This window comes from Massilia sp. H6, assembly GCF_024802625.1.
GTDB lineage: Bacteria > Pseudomonadota > Gammaproteobacteria > Burkholderiales > Burkholderiaceae_D > Telluria.
In genome coordinates, this window is the sequence record NZ_CP103371.1 from 3,204,448 (window position 1) to 3,221,460 (window position 17,013).

Here is a 17,013-nt window from a genome sequence, read left to right on the forward strand (position 1 = left end):
AACTGTACGACGCGATTAAGCGTGGTGCAGGTCGGTGTACGGCAGCAGCGCGAGGTAGCGTGCGCGCTTGATCGCGGTGTCGACCTGGCGCTGGTAGTGCGCCTTGGTGCCGGTCAGGCGTGCCGGCATGATCTTGCCGTTTTCCTGGACGAAGTCCTTCAGGGTGTCGACGTCCTTGTAGTCGACCTGTTCCACGTTTGCAGCCGTGAAGCGGCAGAATTTCTTGCGCTTGAACAGCGGGTTTTGCTGTTTGCGCTTCAGTTTTTCTTTGGCTTTGTTTTTGTCGAACTTTTTACCGAATGCCATGTGAGGCTCCTGTATCTATCTAAATGTTGCCGTGCGGTCGGTTGACCTATGCGGCACTGAAATCAATGATGTGAAACACCAGTGCTTTGCTGTTGCGGTTCTTCCTGGCCAAAAATCCGGTGAACTCGTAAGCCGCGCCCAGTTCAGCGCTGGCAAACCTGCCTGAAACCTCGCCCGCGGCCAGCGCGGGGACTTCAAACTCGACCAGCCTTGCAACCCTTGCCTCTTCCTGCTGCGAACTGTGCATCAGGATGGCGCCCACGATGGGGACACCGGCCGGGGTGTAACGCAGTACGTCACGCTCGGCGATGGTCGCGATGAGCCTGAATTCGTTCACTGCGCGCTTTTACTGCGCTGGTTCACTGTGTCCTTGGATTGCCTGGAAAGACCTGTCAACAATTAAGCAGCTGCCGGGGCCGGGGCTGCAGCAGCAGGTGCTGCCGCTGGTGCCGAGGCTTCAGCGCGGTGGCTCTTGGCTGCGTCTTCGCGCTGGACCGACTTCATCATCGGCGACGGTGCGGTTTCAGCTTTCTTCATCTTGACGGTCAGGTGACGCAGGACGGCATCGTTGAACTTGAATGCGGTTTCCAGCTCGACCAGGGTCTCGTTGTCGCACTCGATGTTCAGGCAGATGTAGTGGGCTTTTGGCAGCTTCTGGATCTGGTAAGCCATCTGACGACGGCCCCAGTCTTCGACGCGATGGATGTTACCGCCGCGGCTGGAGACCGTGGCTTTGTAACGCTCGATCATCGCCGGGACCTGCTCGCTCTGGTCCGGGTGGACGATAAAAACGATTTCATAATGACGCATGCAACACTCCTTAAGGACGTTTAAACAAATTGCCCACCTCGGCGTCAAGACGAGTGTGGGAAGGGAAAGCCGGACATTATAGCCCGAAAACAGGCCGCTTGGGAAGCTCGGTGTTGTCCTGGCGAAGATGCAGCGGGCAATCGCGGCGCGCCCTGCACGACCGCATTGCACAATTTTTTTACACTTTTGCGGTATTTCCCCTTGCGCATACCGGAATACTGTACAAAAATACAGTCTACTCACATAACGGATTGCCTTATCACACCCATGCTCAAGCTCACCGCAAGGCAAGAACAGATCCTTAACCTGATCAAGGAAGCGATCGAGAACACCGGCTTCCCGCCAACCCGCGCGGAAATCGCGGCAGAGTTGGGCTTTCGCTCGGCCAATGCCGCCGAAGAACACCTGCAAGCGCTGGCGCGCAAGGGCGCGATCGAAATTTCACCGGGCACGTCGCGCGGCATCCGCCTGATCGGCGCTTCGGTCGAGCCAGTGCCGCTGGTGCCGGCGGCCCTCATGATGCCGCTGCCGCTGGTCGGCCGCGTCGCTGCCGGTTCGCCGATCCTTGCACAGGAACACGTCGAAGCGACCTATAACGTTGATGCTGCGATGTTTTCCGCGCGCCCCGACTTCTTACTCAAGGTCAAGGGCTGGTCGATGCGCGACGCCGGCATCTGCGACGGCGACTTTCTGGCGGTCAAGAAGATCGACAGCGCCAAGAACGGCCAGATCGTGGTGGCCAGGCTGGGCGACGAAGTCACCGTCAAGCGCTACCGCAAGACTGGCAACCTGGTCGAGCTGCTGCCGGAAAACCCGGATTTCAAGGTGATCCAGGTCAGGCCCGAAGACGAGTTCGCGCTCGAGGGGCTGGCGGTGGGCTTGATGCGCAGCTGGCACTGAGCTCGCACTGAGCTGCGCTGCGCTGCGCAACCCCGGCCCCGGCCCTGTCCAGACCGGGGCTGGATTGACCGCCACGAACCGCTCACTTACCCTGCCACTTGCCCTGTCACTTAGCCTTCTTCGCTTCCGAAGAACTCTTGACCATCGCATTGTGCTCCGCCACATAGGCCTCGGTCGCTGCCCGCCATGCCGCGAAATCGGCCAGCACCAGCTTTGAGTTCACCTTGGCTTCTTCGGTCAGGTTCGATTGCAGCTGCGTCAGGTAGACCGTCGATGCCGCGGTTTCGTCCTTGGTCATGAGCTTGGCGATGTCGGCCGGAATGCGCTTGGTCAGCGGCACCGCCGCGTTCAGGCTGGTGACAAACCTGTTATAGCATTCCTGCCAATTGGTAACGGCACCGCTGATCCGGTCGATGTCGGCGTTGATCTTGGACATTGCCGGAATGCGCGGGGCGACGCAGCGCAGTTCACCTGATTTCAGGTCTTCGCCGTCGTAGCCCTTGATCCAGTAATCGATGTCCTTGCGGCGCGCGACGCGCTGCGTCATCAGTTCGAGCGAAGCGATCGCCACCTTGTTGCCCTTGGCGGCCGATTTCTTGAACAACGCTTCGGCCCTGGCCTCGTCCACCTGCCCAGCTTCGCCATACCAGAACATCTGGCCCAGTGCCTGCTGCGCCTCGGGGTTGCCGGCATTGGCCAGCTTTGTGTATGCCTTCATCGCCGCGGCGTAATCCTTTTTGGCGAACGAAGCATGGGCATCTTCCAGTTCGCCGGCGAAAGCACTGGCGCAGAAAAAGAGGGAAAGGCAGAACAGCGTGGTCTTCATGGTCGCTTACGGGTGAGGAATCGAATCCCCATCATAGCGGCATTCGGGCTTGCCGCTCAACCGCTGAAACAAAAACCGGCGGCGCCGCTCTACTGATCGAGCGCCTGGCGAAAATCGTTCAACAGGTCGTCGGTGTCCTCGATGCCGACCGAGACCCGGATCAGCGACTCGGCAATGCCCATGCTGGCGCGGCGCTCGGCGCCCATCTCGAAGAAGATCGTGTGCGCTACCGGGATCACCAGGGTGCGGGTATCGCCCAGGTTGCTCGCTGCGATGCCCAGTTGCAGGCGGTTCAGGTAATCGAAAGGGTCGATCGCATCGACCAGCTCGAAACTGAGCAGCGAGCCGCCAGCACGAAACAGCGCTTGCGCGATGCCGTGCTGCGCATGCGAAGCCAGCCCGGGATAATGGACTGCAGCGACCCGCACGTCGCCTTCCAGCATTCGCGCCAGCGCCAGCGCGTTGCTACTGGTGCGCTCCATTCGCAGCGCCAGCGTTTCGGCGCCGATGGCGATGTGGTGGGCTGCCTCCGGCCCCAGCGCCGCGCCGAAGTCGCGCAGGGCTTTCGCGCGCAGCTGGGCCAGGCCTTGCGCCTGGCTTGGCTGCTTGCGAAAGTTGGGCGCGATATGCGGATAGCTGCTCCAGTCGAACTCACCGGTATCGGTCAGCGCGCCACCCAGCGCGTTGCCATGGCCGCCGATCGACTTGGTCAGCGAATTGACTACCAGGCCCGCCCCGACCGCCTTGGGACGGAACAGGTAGGGCGTGGTCATGGTGTTGTCGACCACATACAGGATGCCGCGCTCGCGGCACAGCTGGCCGATTCGGGCCAGGTCGGCCACCTGGGTGCGCGGATTGGCAATGGTCTCGACGAAGACCATGCGCGTTTCGGGCCTGAGCACCGCTTCCACGTTGGCGGCATCGGTGGCGTCGACAAAGTCCACGTCCACGCCCTGGCCGGCCACCGTCTGCCACAGGCTGTTGGTGTTCCCAAACAGAAAGGACGAGGACACGATATGGTCGCCGCTGCGCAGCAGCGCCTGGAACAGCGCGCCGATCGCGCCCATGCCGGTGGCGAAGCACAGCGTACCGACGCCGCCTTCCATCTTGCTGATCTTGTCCTCGAGCGCGCTGACGGTAGGGTTGCCCTGGCGGCCATAACGAAAGCCCGGCTCCTTGCCCTGGAAGACCGAGGCCAGCTGGCGCGCATCGGTATAGCCGAAGGCGACCGAAGTATGCACCGGCTTGTGTAGCGAGCCTTGCTCGATCGCCTTGCGGCGATCGCTGTGCAAGATGGTGGTGGTAAAGCCGTACTTATCGCTCATGCGGGCAACCTCAATCGGCTGGCGAAGCGTTCAGGTGCAGGTGCGTGGTCACGTCATCCTCTGCGCGCCGCGGGCTCGGCTTGTGGCGCGCCGACTCCAGGCGGTCGAGATATTCCGGGGTCACGTCGCCGGTGACATACACACCGTCGAAGCACGAAGCCTCGAAGTTCTTCAAGGCCGGATTGACGTCGGAAATCGCCCGCTTGAGTGCGTCGATGTCCTGGTACACCAGGCGGTCGGCGGTGATCTCGCGGCACACTTCTTCGGTGGTGCGGCCATGCGCGATCAGTTCGTCGCGGGTGGGCATGTCGATGCCATACACGTTCGCGTAGAGCACAGGCGGCGCGGCCGAGGCGAAGAACACCTTGCGCGCACCGGCTTCGCGCGCCATCTGCACGATTTCACGGCTGGTGGTACCGCGCACGATCGAGTCGTCGACCAGCAGCACGTTCTTGTCCTTGAACTCGGACACGATGGCGTTGAGCTTCTGGCGCACCGACTTCTTGCGCATGCCCTGCCCCGGCATGATGAAGGTGCGGCCGATATAGCGGTTCTTGATGAATCCTTCGCGGTATTCGATACCAAGCTTGAGCGCCAACTGGATCGCGGCCGGGCGCGACGAATCGGGAATCGGCATGACCACGTCGATTTCGCCGTCCGGAATCTCGGCGCGCACCTTGTCGGCCAGGTATTCGCCCATGCGCAGGCGGGTGGCGTAGACCGAGGCTCCGTCGATCACCGAGTCCGGGCGCGCCAGGTAGACGTATTCGAAGGCGCACGGATTGAGCGACGGATTTTCGGCACACTGCCGCTCCGACAGGTTGCCGTCGTTGTCGATGAAGACCGCCTCGCCCGGCGCGATGTCGCGCATGAAGCGAAAGCCCAGGCCTTCCAGCGCCACCGACTCGCTGGCCACCAGATATTCGGTTCCGCCGTCGGTTTCGTTCATGCCTATGCACAGCGGACGAATCCCGAACGGGTCACGGAAGGCCAGCATGCCGTGGCCAGAAATCTGCGCCACCACCGCATAGGCGCCACGCACCCGGCGATGCACCGCGGCGACCGCCTTGAAGACGGCATCGGTATCGAGGTTGAAGCCGTCGGCCGCTTCCTGGATTTCGTGCGCGAGCACGTTGAGCAGCACTTCGGAGTCGGAATCGGTATTGATGTGGCGCCGGTCGTTACGGAACAGCTCTTCCTTGAGCACTGCCTGGTTGGTCAGGTTGCCGTTGTGCGCCAGCGTGATGCCGAACGGTGCATTGACATAGAAAGGCTGGGCTTCTTCCTCGCTCGACGAACCGGCCGTGGGGTAGCGGCAATGGCCGATACCGGTATTGCCTTGCAGCGAGCGCATATTGCGGGTACGGAACACGTCGCGGACCAGGCCATTGGCCTTGTACATCGAGAACATGCTGCTGTGATTGGTCGCAATGCCCGCCGCATCCTGGCCGCGGTGCTGCAGCAGCAGCAACGCGTCATACAAGAGCTGGTTGACGGGATTGTGCGAGACGACGCCGACGATGCCACACATGGTGCGCTCCTAAAGCTGGACTGCTGATTTTACAAAAATAAATACAAGAAAATTCGGTCACTTCAATACTTCACGTGCTGTGCCAGCGCGGCGGGCAAGAACGGCTTGACCGTGCGCGCCCCGGTCTCCGCCATCGGCGAAAGCAGCGCATTTCTCCAGAAATCCTGTTGCGGGATGGCTGTCATCCCAGACAATATGACGGCGGCAAGCACAATCACAATGCCCCGCGCCAGTCCGAACAGGCCGCCCAGGCCCCGGTCCGCCAGGCTCAGGCCGCTGGCGGTGATGACGGCGCCAATCGCCAGTGACAGCAGGCCCATCAGTATGCGCACGCCCAGGAAAAGAATGACAAAGGCCGCGATCAGGCGCGCTGTCTCGCCGGACACCAGTTCCGGCAGCAGCGGGGCCAGCCTGGCGCCGTACATATTGGCCACCACGAAGGCCACCACCCAGCCCAGCAAGGAAAGAATCTCCTTCACCAGGCCGCGCAAAGTGGAAATAATGACCGACGAAATGAGGACAAACAAGACCAGGTAATCGAAAATCGTCACGCCGTGCAACCTTGCATCAGAGCGGCACCAGCGTGCCCGACAGGCCCATGGCGATCAGCTTGGACCGGATCTGCTCGCCTTCTTCCTTGGTGTAGGGCCCCACCCGCACACGGATCAGTTCACCGGATTTCTGGGTGAACGACGACACGCCGGCTGCGCGCAAGCGGCCCTGCAGCTCGGTCACTTTCGCTTCGGTCGCGAGCGCGGCGACCTGCACCACGTATTTCTGGGTCGGGCCTTCGGCCTTGACCACTGGCTGCCCCTCGAGGATCGCGATCGCGCGCGCGGCATCGTCGCGGACGGCTTTCGGTGCTTCCTTGGGCGGCAATGTGATGAATTTTTCCGTCGGCCTGGCCGCGGCCTTCGCTTCCAGGTCGGCCGCCTTCGGATGGATTTCGGCGACGGTTGGCTGCTTCGGCTCGGGCTTCGGCTCGGGCTTGACTACTGCCGGCACTCGCGCGGCGGCTGTGTCGATGGTGCGCATCGGCGGCGGGTCGGCAGGTTCGGCCGCGATCTGCGCAGCCGCTGGCGCTCCCGCGTCAAGGCCGGCCTCAAAACCGGCGTCGGCCGGGTCGACGATTTCTTCGTCGTTGTCGACGCTGGCGGCGGCCGGCACCGGCAGCGGCGCTACCTTGTCCCGGGACGGTATGTTGATCGCGATATCGGTGCCGAGCGGCTTGGGCTCGGAATCGAGCAGCATCGGCAAGCCGACCGCTGCCGCGAGCGCCAGTGCCACCGCGCCGACCAGGCGCCGGCGTGCGCGCTTTTTCTCGGGAAGGACAGGATCGGGCGCGCGGCTGCGGCGCGCTCCTTCGCCGGCGTGCGTCGCACGCTTGGCGCGGGCGCGCTCGCCGTAGGCGGCATCGTCGTCCTTGACGAAATGGCCGCTGTCGCGGACCGTGTCTTGCTTGTTATTGCTGCCGAACGAGAACAAGCCCATGCGTTTGAGTATCAGTGTAGAGAGGATTTACGGGCCGCCATCACGCCGGCGACCGTATAGAACGAGCCAAAGACCACAATTCTATCATTCTCCCCTGCCCGGCTCACCGCATTCGCATATGCCTCGGCCACACTGGCGAAGGCGCCGACCGAAAAATCGTCTTCTTTCGCGCCCGCGGGCTTGAGCCGCGCGAGTTTTTCCGCCAGCTGCGCCGGTTCGCTCGACCTGGGCGACGGCAGCGCGCTCACGCACCAATGGTCGATGTATTGCGCCATCGGGGCGATCACGGCGTCGATGTCCTTGTCTTGCATGATGCCGAATACCGCGTAGGTATAGCGATGAAAGCCCATGTTGCCGAGATTCTGCGCGAGAGTCGCGCTGGCATGCGCGTTGTGGGCGACGTCGAGCACCTGGGTCGGGCGCCCCGGCAATACCTGGAAGCGGCCCGGCAGTTCGACCAGAGCCAGGCCCGCGCGCACTTCTTGTGCGCCGCAAGGCAGCTGCATGCGCAGCACTTCGAGCGCTGCCAGCGCAGCCGACGCGTTGAGCAGCTGGTTGGCGCCACGCAGGGCCGGATAGGCCAGCGAATTGCGGCGCTGCCCGCGCCCGCCATAGCTCCATTGCTGCTGGTCGCCCTGGTAGTTGAAATCGCGCCCCAGCAGCCACAGGTCGGCGCCGATGGCTTCGGCGTGATCGATCAGCGACTGCGGGGGGACCGGGTCGCTGCAGATCGCCGTTTTCCCGGCCCGGAAAATACCGGCCTTCTCGAAGCCGATTTTTTCGCGCGTGTCGCCAAGGTAGTCGGTATGGTCGATGTCGACGCTGGTGACGATCGCCACGTCGGCGTCGATCACATTGACCGCGTCCAAGCGCCCGCCAAGACCGACTTCGAGGATCGCGACGTCGACATTCGACTGCGAAATCAGGTGCATGATCGCGAGCGTGGTGAACTCGAAATAGGTCAGCGCCACTTCGCCGCGCACGGCTTCGACCGCATCGAAGGCCGCCACTAGCGCAGCGTCGGTGGCCAGCTCGCCGTTAATGCGGGCACGCTCGTTAAAGTCCAGGAAGTGCGGCTTGATATACAGGCCCACGCGGTAGCCGCATTGCAGCAGCATCGCTTCGAGCATGGCACAGGTCGATCCCTTGCCATTGGTGCCAGCCACCATGATGACGGGGCAGGTAAAGGCCAGCTGCAGGCGCTCCTTGACGGCGCGCACGCGGTCGAGGCCCATGTCGATATGGGTTTCGGCATGGCGTGACTCGAGCAGCGCCAGCCAGTCGGGCAAGGTGGTGGGGAGTGTGGGCATGGATGGGACGTCGGTATGCGAGCGAAGCGCGGAAACGGATGCGCGGTGCCGATGCGTGGGCATCGGCACCGCGAGCGGGATCAGGCGAGGACAGGATCAGGCGATGACTTCGACCGCCTGGTTCTGCAACAGGGCCAGCAGGCGCGCGATTTCTTCGCGCATCTTGCGGCGGTCGACGATCATGTCGACGGCACCCTTCTGGACCAGGAACTCGGCGCGCTGGAAGCCTTCCGGCAGCTTTTCACGGACCGTGTTCTCGATCACGCGCGGGCCGGCAAAGCCGATCAGCGCCCGCGGCTCGGCAATGACGACGTCACCCATGAAGGCGAACGACGCAGACACGCCGCCCATGGTCGGGTCGGTCAGCACGCTAATGAAAGGCAGCTTCTTTTCCGACAGCTTGGTCAGCATGGACGTGGTTTTCGCCATCTGCAGCAGCGACAGCAGACCTTCCTGCATGCGCGCGCCACCGGTGGCGGTAATGCAGATGAATGGAACCTTTTGCTCGATCGCCACCTGGGCGCCTCGGGCGAAACGTTCGCCGACAACCGAACCCATCGATCCACCCATGAATTCGAACTCGAAGCAGGCCACCACCACCGGCAAGCTCATGATCGAACCACCCTGGACGATCAGCGCATCGGTTTCACCGGTGGCTTCCATGGCCGCCTTCAAGCGGTCGGGATATTTCTTGCTGTCCTTGAACTTCAGGGTATCGACCGGCAGGGTTTCCTGTCCGATTTCATAACGTCCACCCGCATCGAGCAGGCCATCGAGGCGCTCGCGGGCGCGAATACGCATGTGGTGGTCGCATTTCGGGCACACATGCAGGTTCGTCTCGAGGTCGGCACGGTACAACACCACTTCGCATGAGGGGCACTTGACCCAGAGCCCTTCCGGCATGGTTTTGCGGTTGGCGGCATCGGAGCGCTGGATCCGTGGGGGCAGCAGTTTTTCTAGCCAACTCATCTTTTCTCCTTGCGGCAGTTCTTCGAAGTGGCCGTAGTGTAGCCGCTCACGCCCCACTTGTCGAATCCTGTCTGGCCACCAATAAGCATATCGACATCCCCCAAACATCCGTAGGGTCAGAGTTGATTTGTTGGGCAATTTCCTAAAATTTCCCACAATTCGACTCTGACCCTAATTGTCTAATAGCAGCATTAAATCAAAACAACTGGGGTCAGAGTCAAATTGCAGGAAACTTGCAAACGTTTCCCAATAATTCGACTCTGACCCTAATTATCTGCCAACCTGCCAGCCGCGAACGCCGTGCCAACAAATGCCGCTGCGGCATTGAGGGCTTGCGCCAGGAGCTGGGGGAAGCTGAGCTTGCCAACACCCTAGCGAGTGCGAAAAAACAATCAGGGTCAGAGTCAAAATATTGAGCAACTGTTAAAAGTTTCCCAATAATTCGACTCTGACCCTCATTGTTTGGAATTGGGACGAGGCTGGTGATAGTTAGGGTCAGAGTTCAATTGCAGGAAATTGTCGGGAGTTTCCCGATAATTCGACTCTGACCCTAATAGTCCTAATAGTCGCTGTGCTCAGGCGTCGAGGGCGGTGCGGATGGTGGTGGTGAAGGCGCGGACGGCGGCGACGGCCTGGTCTTTAGGTACCGATTCGAGTTCCTGGATGATGCGGCTGCCGATCACGACTGCATCGGCCACTTCGGCAACTGCGCGGGCAGTGGCGCCGTCGCGGATGCCGAAACCCACGCCAATCGGGAGCTTCACGTGCTCGCGGATCGCGCCCACGCGGCGTGCAACGTCGGCGGTGTCGATGCTGCCGGAGCCGGTAACCCCCTTGAGCGACACGTAATAGCTAAAGCCGCTGCCGTATTTTGCTACCTGCTGTACCCGCGCCGTGGTCGAGGTCGGCGCGAGCAGGAAGATCAGGTCGAGACCGTTGGCACGCATGGCCTCGGCGAAGGCCGCGCACTCTTCCGGCGGGTAGTCGACCACGATGGCGCCGTCGGCCCCCGCCTCTTTCGCGTAGCGGATGAAGTTGTCGGGACCGATGCGCTCGATCGGGTTGGCATAGCCCATCAGCACCACTGGCGTGGTCGCATTGGTCTTGCGGAATTCCCGCACAAAGTCAAACACGTCCGGCAAGCCGATGCCGAAGGTGAGCGCGCGCTCGCAGGCGCGCTGAATCACGGGGCCTTCGGCCATCGGATCGGAGAAAGGAACGCCCAGTTCCAGCACGTTGGCGCCGCCCTCGACCAGGGCGTGCATCAGCGGCACGGTCAATTCGGGCGCCGGGTCGCCGGCCGTGATGAAGGTGACCAGGCCGGTCTTGTTCTGCGCCTTGAGCGCAGCAAATGTCGATTCGATACGGGACATGCGAATACTTTCTGTCTGGGTTCACGAAGGGATGAAAACGATGTGCCGACGACAGTCAGCTAAAGTCGAGTCCCATCCTTTGCGCCACCGTATGCATATCTTTGTCGCCGCGGCCTGACAGGTTGACCAGAATGAGCTGGTCTTGCGGCAGCGTGGCTGCCAGCTTCACCGCATAGGCAATCGCGTGCGAGGATTCCAGCGCCGGGATGATGCCTTCGATGCGGCAGCAGTCGTGGAAGGCCTGCAGCGCTTCGTCGTCCGTGATCGACACATACTCGGCGCGCAGGGAATCCTTGAGCCACGCATGTTCCGGCCCCACGCCCGGGTAATCCAGGCCGGCCGAGACAGAATGGGTCTCGATGATCTGGCCGTTCGCATCCTGCAGCAGGTAAGTGCGGTTGCCGTGCAAGACGCCCGGAAAACCGGCGCTAAGCGAAGCCGAGTGCTTGCCCGAATCGAGCCCCTCGCCGGCCGCCTCGACGCCCACCAGCTTCACGCCCGGCTCGTCGATATACGGATAGAAGATGCCCATGGCATTGGAACCGCCGCCGATGCAGGCGAGCACGTAGTCGGGCTGGCGACCGGTCATGGCCGGCATCTGTATCCGGCACTCTTCGCCGATCACCGACTGGAAGTCGCGCACCATCATCGGGTAAGGATGCGGCCCGGCCACGGTGCCGATGATGTAGAAGGTGTTTTCGATATTCGTCACCCAGTCGCGCATCGCCTCGTTGAGCGCGTCCTTCAGGGTCTTGGAGCCCGATTCCACCGGAACCACGGTAGCGCCCAGCAGTTTCATGCGGTAGACGTTCTGGGCCTGGCGCTTGACGTCTTCGCTGCCCATGTACACCACGCATTCCAGGCCGAAGCGGGCGCAGATGGTGGCGGTGGCCACGCCGTGCTGGCCGGCGCCGGTTTCGGCGATGATGCGCTTCTTGCCCATGCGGCGTGCCAGCAGCGCCTGGCCAATCACGTTGTTGATCTTGTGCGCGCCGGTATGGTTCAGGTCTTCGCGCTTGAAGAAGATCTGGGCGCCACCGGCCTGCTCGGTGAAGCGGCGCGCGTGGTACACCGGCGATGGGCGGCCGACGAAATGCGCCAGCTCGTAGCGGAATTCATCGAGGAATTCGGCGTCGTGCGAATAGCGCGCATAAGCGTCGGTCAGCTCCGACAGGGCATGCGACAAGGTTTCGGCAACGAAGCTGCCGCCGTAGGGGCCGAAGTGCCCGGACTGGTCGGGCAGCTGGTAATCGAGGGTCTTGAACAGTGCGGCAGTGCCGCTACCTGGAAGTTCTTTCATGGGATGTCTCACTCAAAATGGTGGCGTCGGCCGCCCGCACCGCGCCAATGAAACCGGCGAGCTTGCGGGCATCCTTGATGCCCTTCTGCGCTTCGACGCCACTGCTGACGTCGACCGCGAAGGGACGAACACGTACCACCGCGTCAGTCGCGTTTTGTACGCTCAAGCCACCACTTAAAACGACCCGAGGCGCGAGCTCTTTTGGAATGAGAGACCAATCGAAGACCTTTCCTGTGCCGCCGTAGGAGTCCACCCAGGTGTCGAGCAGAATGCCGGAAAACCAGGGACTGGCGGCGCGGTTAGCACGTTCGTATTCTAGCAGTTCATCTCCGGTCGTGTCGGGCCTGACCCGGAAGGCACGCACGTACGGGCGCTGCACGGCAGCCGCCAGCGCGGCGCAGTCCCCGGCGGTTTCATCGCCATGGAACTGGATGAGCGACAGCGGCGCGCTGGCGGCGACCGCCTTTACTTCTTCCACCGTCGCGTTGACGAACAGCGCCACCGCGCTCACGTAGGGCGGCAGCGCCGCGCACAATTGCCCTGCCCGTTCAGGCGTGACATAGCGCGGGCTGGCGCGGTAGAACACGAAACCCAAGGCATCGGCGCCGGCCGCGACGGCCGCGTGCAGGTCTTCCTCGCGGGTGATGCCGCAAATTTTGATACGGGTACGTCGCATGGCGATCTTCTTTCGTGAGCGCCGCTTACAGCCACGGCAACGGCGACGCTGCCTCTTGCGGCAGCTGCCACCTCGGATCGTAATCGATTTTAGCCAGGTACAGGCCGTCGGGCATGAAGGTGGGCGCGGCCACGTCGCGCGAGCGGCTGGCCAGCACCTCGCCCATCCAGCCGGGCGGCTGGCGGCCGATACCGACGTACACCAGGGAACCTACGATATTGCGCACCATGTGGTGCAGGAAGGCGCTGGCGCGCACCGTGAACACGATGACATCGCCGTAGCGCTGGATGCTGAGCTCATGCATCTGCTTGACCGGGGTGTTCGCCTGGCAGCTGGCGGCGCGGAAGGCAGAGAAATCGTGCTCGCCCACCAGGTGCCGCGCCGCATTGCGCATGGCGTCCAGGTCGAGCGGGCGAAATACCCAGCCGGCACGCTTGGCCAGCAGCGCAGACGGCGTCGGGTGGTTGTAGAGCACGTAGTGATAGGTGCGCGAGCGTGCCGAGAAACGCGCATGGAATTCCAGGCCGTCCAGTTCCGGTTGCGTCTCGTGGGCCCAGCGCACCGCGATCGAATCGGGCAGGAAGGTGTTCACGCCGCGCACCCAGCTCTGGGTGGCGCGGTCGAGTTCCGTGTCGAAGTGGACCACTTGCTCGATGCCGTGCACGCCGGCATCGGTGCGCCCGGCGCATGTCGTCGCAAGCGGTGTGCAGGCGAACTTTTCGAGCGCGATCTCGAGGCGGTCCTGGACGGTATTACGGTCCGGCTGCTTCTGGTAACCCGACCAAGTGGTGCCTACATACTGGACACCCAGCGCGATCCGCCTCACGCCAGCAGGGAGCGCATCGCGCTGGCCTTGCTCACCTGCTGGCTGTTGCCACCCTTGATGACTTCGTCGAGCAGCTCGCGGGCGCCTTCCTTGTCACCGATTTCCTGGTAGGCGATCGCGAGGTCGAGTTTGGTTTCCATTTCCATGTGCTCGGGCGACATGGCGGCCGGCTCGAACGATTCGCCAGCCTGCGGCAGGTCGGCGCCTGCCACGCCTGGCTGGGCCGGCAGGTCGAGGTCGATATCGCCGAGATCGAAGCTTGGCGCGGCCGGCACGACCGGAGCTGGCGCCGCGGCCTGCTCTTGCGGCAACGCGAACGGATCGGCATCGGCGTCGGCATTGAACTGGAAGTCTGCCGCACTGCGATAGCCGGATTCAAGCGCCGGCGCCTCGTCGCGCGTGGCCGGCGGCGCATCGAACTCGAACGGTTCGACCGATGCAGGAGCTGGCACGGACGCTGGCGCAGCCGATTCGCCCGGGCTGCCGAAGTCCATGGTATCGAGGTCGAACAACGGGTCGTCGGCGCTGCCCACCGGTGCCGGCGCAGCCTTCATGGCAGGAAGGTCTTCGTGGAACGGGGTCGCCTCGACTACCGCTGCCGGCATGGCCGGCACTGCAGGCAGGCCGAAGTCCATCGTATCGAGGTCGAACAGCGGATCGTTCTCGAGCGAGCCCGCCGCGGGAGTGGCCTCTGGTGCGGCCGAAGAAGCAGCCGCAAACATGGGCACCTCGTCCTCGCTCACAGCCGGCAACGGCGGCAAATCGAATTCGGCGGCCAGGCCGGCCATGTCGACATCGGCGCCAGACGCATTCAGCGCGGCACTGCCAGCATGGGGCTGTGGCGCCGCATCCGGCTCGCCGAAGCTCATGTCAAAGGCCAGGTCGAATGGATCGTCGGATGCCGGCGCCGGTGCCGCCGCGAGCTCGGCAGGTGACTCAGCGACGGACTCGGTTGTGGACCCCGTGATCGAATCCCCAAGCGGATCGAGCGCGAACTCGAGGTCTGGCACTGCAGTGTCGTCCTGCGAATAGTCTGGCGCGTCTGGCGCGCCCGCCCCTGGCATGGCGGTCGGTTCACCATTGGCGACCGGTTCGAAGCTCAAGCCGCCCAGGTCGAAGTCGAGCGCATTGTCGTCGGCGCGCGCTGCCGCGCCGGCCATCGGCAGTGCCGTGCCGTCATCGTGGTCCATCGTGCCATAGGCGGTGGTGGCGGCAACCGCACCCGCGCCAAGGGCCGCGCCCGGGGCGCTGCTCCGGAACGCGTCTTCCAGCTGCTGCGACAGGAGCGACTGCTGGTCGCGCTCCTGCGGGCTCGGCGTCGGCGCCACTGGCGCTGCGCCGGCGGCGCTGGCATACAGTGGATTGGCCGGGTCGATGCTCAGTCCAAGTGCCGCCGCCTGGGCCCATTCGTCGCCCTGCCCGCGGCTGATGCCATGCAGTTCGCTGGCCTGGCTCTCGAAGGCGCGCAAGTCCTTACGCGCGGCGTAGATTTCCAGCAGCTTCAGGCGCACCGCGTGGCGTTCCGGCTGGTTGCGCAAGGCTTCCTTGAGGATCTCTTCGGCCTGGGCATCGCGGCCATAGGCGATATACACATCGGCTTCGGCCACCGGGTCGACTTCATTGGTGTCGAGCTGGGAAGCCGAGGGCGCGAAACTGGAGTTGAACACGCTGTTGCTGGTGTCGACGCTCTGGCCGCCGGTCTGTGCGTACAGCGAATGCGCGGCCTGGTTCGGCACGCCAAGAACCGATGGCTCGGCGTCGAGAATGCGGTCGTCCTCTTTCTTTTTCTTGCGGCGCGACAGGCCGAAGGCGGCGAGCAGCAGCACGGCGGCAGCGGCGCCCACAAGATTGATGTTGTCCATCAGCGTGTCGGCGAAGCTCTTCTCTTCGGGCTTGGGCTGTTTCTTCGGCTTGATCCTGTCGGCCGGCTTCGCCACCGGGGCAGGCGCAGCGGCGGCAGCCTGGTCGGCCGCGCCGGTGGCGGCGGCGCCGATTGCACCGGCGGCAGCGGCGTTCTGGGTGTCGCTGCCGGTGCGGCTCTTCACCGTCATCAGCGATTCGAGCTCGCTGACATTGCGTTCGAGTTCCTTGACGCGCGCCTGCGCCTGCGCCAGTTCACGCTCGCGCGCGATCCGGTCTTCGGTCGCGGCCGTATCGCCAGCAACGCCGGCCGCGCCGGCCGCCGTCTGGGTCGCCCTGGACAGGCGCAGCTGGTCCTGCGATTCGTTGGCCGCGGTTGGGCGCTCCTCGACCTTGGCGGTAATCTTGCCGGCGGCACTCTGGCCAGCCTGCGGCGTGCGCTGGGGCGCGGCACTGGCCACCTGGCCCGCGAGCTTGTTGCGGTAGGCGTTGAAGTCGGCTGCGTGGGCGACCACGACGGCGGTGGCCTCGCCCTGGCCGGCGCCGCGCAGCGCGCCGGCATCCGGCACGCTCAGGATCTGGCCCGACTTCAGGCGGTTCATGTTGTTGCCGATGAAGGCGTCGGGATTGGCCCGGTACAGCGACACCAGCATCATGTCGAGCGAGATATCGGCCGGCTTGAGGCGAGTGGCAATCTTGCTGAGGGTATCGCCCGGGCGCACGCGGTAGCGCGCCGGCGCGGCGCTTCCCGGCGCATCGGCAGCCGGCGCGGCGACGGGGGCTGCCGCACGCGGGGCCAGCGGCGCCGTGTCGCGGCGTGCTTCCGGTTGCGCGGGCGGCGCTGCCGGAGGCGGCGTGGCGGGGCGTGCCTGGGCGGCTGCGACGGCAGCTGCCGGGCGCTGCGTATCGGCAGCGGCCATGGCCGGCTGGGTGGTGCGCAGCTCGGCCGGATCAAGCAAGAACGTGTATTCGCGTACCAGGCGGCCGTTATTCCACGACAACTCGAGCAGCATGTCCACGAACGGCTCGTTCAGCGGCTGGGTGGAGCTCAGCCGGATGAACTGGCGGCCGCCGCGCGCCTCGACATTGAAGCGCAGCGACAGCAGTGCCGGGTTAAATTCGATGTTGGCCGCGCGAAAAGCTTCTGGCGAGGCCAGTTTCACCGCCAGGCTGGAGGCATCTTCGCCAGCCGTGGTCGTCAATTCGATCTCGGCACGCAGAGGCTGGCCCAGGGCCGACAGCACCGTCAGCTTTCCGAGGCCCGCGGCCGAGGCGGCAGCGGACAGGAGCACGGCACTGGCGACTGCCGCGGTGGCTGTTTTCAGCGCAAACGCCATGAGCGCAGGACGATGAGGAAGATGCATAATTGGCAGTGAAGATAGTTGGCTTTGGGCAAGAAACTCCCCGGGAGTCTCAACATATCACCATGCTCTGGAGCATGCAAGCTCTCCGCGCACAACTTACCCCTGCCAGAGGGGAAGTGTGTCCAGAATACTCAAAAAAGCGCCGT

At 63.6% G+C, this 17,013-nt stretch carries 17 protein-coding genes; 2 read left to right on the forward strand and 15 right to left on the reverse strand.

The genetic code is table 11. From position 1 onward, the window contains the following. Positions 1-15 precede the first annotated feature (15 nt). The 3 genes from rpsR to rpsF form a co-directional block, all read right to left on the reverse strand. A complete protein-coding gene (rpsR, locus tag NRS07_RS14405) occupies positions 16-306 on the reverse strand; it encodes a 30S ribosomal protein S18 (protein ID WP_259208079.1) in 291 nt (96 codons plus the stop codon). Between the two features lie 46 nt (positions 307-352). After that, complete coding sequence (priB, locus tag NRS07_RS14410; RefSeq protein WP_259208081.1) at positions 353-643, reverse strand: primosomal replication protein N; 291 nt, start codon at positions 641-643, stop codon at positions 353-355. A 62-nt stretch (positions 644-705) separates the two neighbouring features. Beyond that, entirely contained in the window at positions 706-1,116 is a 411-nt protein-coding gene (rpsF, locus tag NRS07_RS14415) for a 30S ribosomal protein S6 (RefSeq protein ID WP_259208083.1), read from the reverse strand. Positions 1,117-1,383: 267 nt separating this feature from the next. Here rpsF and lexA point away from each other — a divergent pair, with 267 nt between their 5' ends. Beyond that, entirely contained in the window at positions 1,384-2,016 is a 633-nt protein-coding gene (lexA, locus tag NRS07_RS14420) for a transcriptional repressor LexA (RefSeq protein ID WP_259208086.1), read from the forward strand. 106 nt (positions 2,017-2,122) lie between these two features. On the opposite strand, the gene NRS07_RS14425 is transcribed toward lexA, so the two are convergent. Continuing rightward, positions 2,123-2,734, reverse strand: a complete 612-nt coding sequence (locus tag NRS07_RS14425) for a sel1 repeat family protein (protein WP_259208088.1) — start codon at positions 2,732-2,734, stop codon at positions 2,123-2,125. 33 nt (positions 2,735-2,767) lie between these two features. Here NRS07_RS14425 and NRS07_RS14430 point away from each other — a divergent pair, with 33 nt between their 5' ends. Beyond that, the gene (locus NRS07_RS14430; protein WP_259208090.1) at positions 2,768-2,938 is read left to right on the forward strand and encodes a hypothetical protein; all 171 of its coding nucleotides are present in this window, start codon (positions 2,768-2,770) and stop codon (positions 2,936-2,938) included. Here the strand turns inward: NRS07_RS14430 and NRS07_RS14435 are convergent. The 11 genes from NRS07_RS14435 to NRS07_RS14485 form a co-directional block, all read right to left on the reverse strand. Continuing rightward, entirely contained in the window at positions 2,932-4,167 is a 1,236-nt protein-coding gene (locus NRS07_RS14435) for a cystathionine gamma-synthase family protein (RefSeq protein ID WP_259208092.1), read from the reverse strand. The two genes, NRS07_RS14430 and NRS07_RS14435, sit on opposite strands and share 7 nt — an antisense overlap. 10 nt (positions 4,168-4,177) lie before the next feature. Beyond that, on the reverse strand, positions 4,178-5,698 hold the full coding sequence (purF, locus tag NRS07_RS14440) for an amidophosphoribosyltransferase (RefSeq protein ID WP_259208094.1): 1,521 nt from the start codon (positions 5,696-5,698) through the stop codon (positions 4,178-4,180). 62 nt (positions 5,699-5,760) lie between these two features. Continuing rightward, on the reverse strand, positions 5,761-6,249 hold the full coding sequence (locus NRS07_RS14445; protein ID WP_259208096.1) for a CvpA family protein: 489 nt from the start codon (positions 6,247-6,249) through the stop codon (positions 5,761-5,763). 16 nt (positions 6,250-6,265) lie between these two features. Continuing rightward, positions 6,266-7,189 (reverse strand): SPOR domain-containing protein, encoded by a 924-nt coding sequence (locus tag NRS07_RS14450; RefSeq protein WP_259208099.1) that lies wholly within the window; start codon positions 7,187-7,189, stop codon positions 6,266-6,268. Positions 7,190-7,200: 11 nt separating this feature from the next. Then, entirely contained in the window at positions 7,201-8,499 is a 1,299-nt protein-coding gene (gene folC / locus NRS07_RS14455; RefSeq protein WP_259208101.1) for a bifunctional tetrahydrofolate synthase/dihydrofolate synthase, read from the reverse strand. A 96-nt stretch (positions 8,500-8,595) separates the two neighbouring features. Then, positions 8,596-9,468, reverse strand: coding sequence for an acetyl-CoA carboxylase, carboxyltransferase subunit beta (gene accD / locus NRS07_RS14460; RefSeq protein WP_259208103.1), 873 nt, complete (start codon positions 9,466-9,468; stop codon positions 8,596-8,598). 575 nt (positions 9,469-10,043) lie between these two features. Beyond that, on the reverse strand, positions 10,044-10,841 hold the full coding sequence (trpA, locus tag NRS07_RS14465; RefSeq protein ID WP_259208106.1) for a tryptophan synthase subunit alpha: 798 nt from the start codon (positions 10,839-10,841) through the stop codon (positions 10,044-10,046). Positions 10,842-10,896: 55 nt separating this feature from the next. Next, complete coding sequence (trpB, locus tag NRS07_RS14470; RefSeq protein ID WP_259208109.1) at positions 10,897-12,141, reverse strand: tryptophan synthase subunit beta; 1,245 nt, start codon at positions 12,139-12,141, stop codon at positions 10,897-10,899. After that, on the reverse strand, positions 12,122-12,823 hold the full coding sequence (locus tag NRS07_RS14475; protein WP_259213257.1) for a phosphoribosylanthranilate isomerase: 702 nt from the start codon (positions 12,821-12,823) through the stop codon (positions 12,122-12,124). Before NRS07_RS14475 ends, trpB begins: the two co-directional genes overlap by 20 nt. Positions 12,824-12,842: 19 nt before the next feature. After that, a complete protein-coding gene (truA, locus tag NRS07_RS14480; RefSeq protein WP_259208111.1) occupies positions 12,843-13,643 on the reverse strand; it encodes a tRNA pseudouridine(38-40) synthase TruA in 801 nt (266 codons plus the stop codon). After that, the gene (locus NRS07_RS14485; protein WP_259208113.1) at positions 13,640-16,840 is read right to left on the reverse strand and encodes a FimV/HubP family polar landmark protein; all 3,201 of its coding nucleotides are present in this window, start codon (positions 16,838-16,840) and stop codon (positions 13,640-13,642) included. The genes truA and NRS07_RS14485 overlap by 4 nt, the downstream gene beginning before the upstream one ends. Positions 16,841-17,013 lie beyond the last annotated feature (173 nt).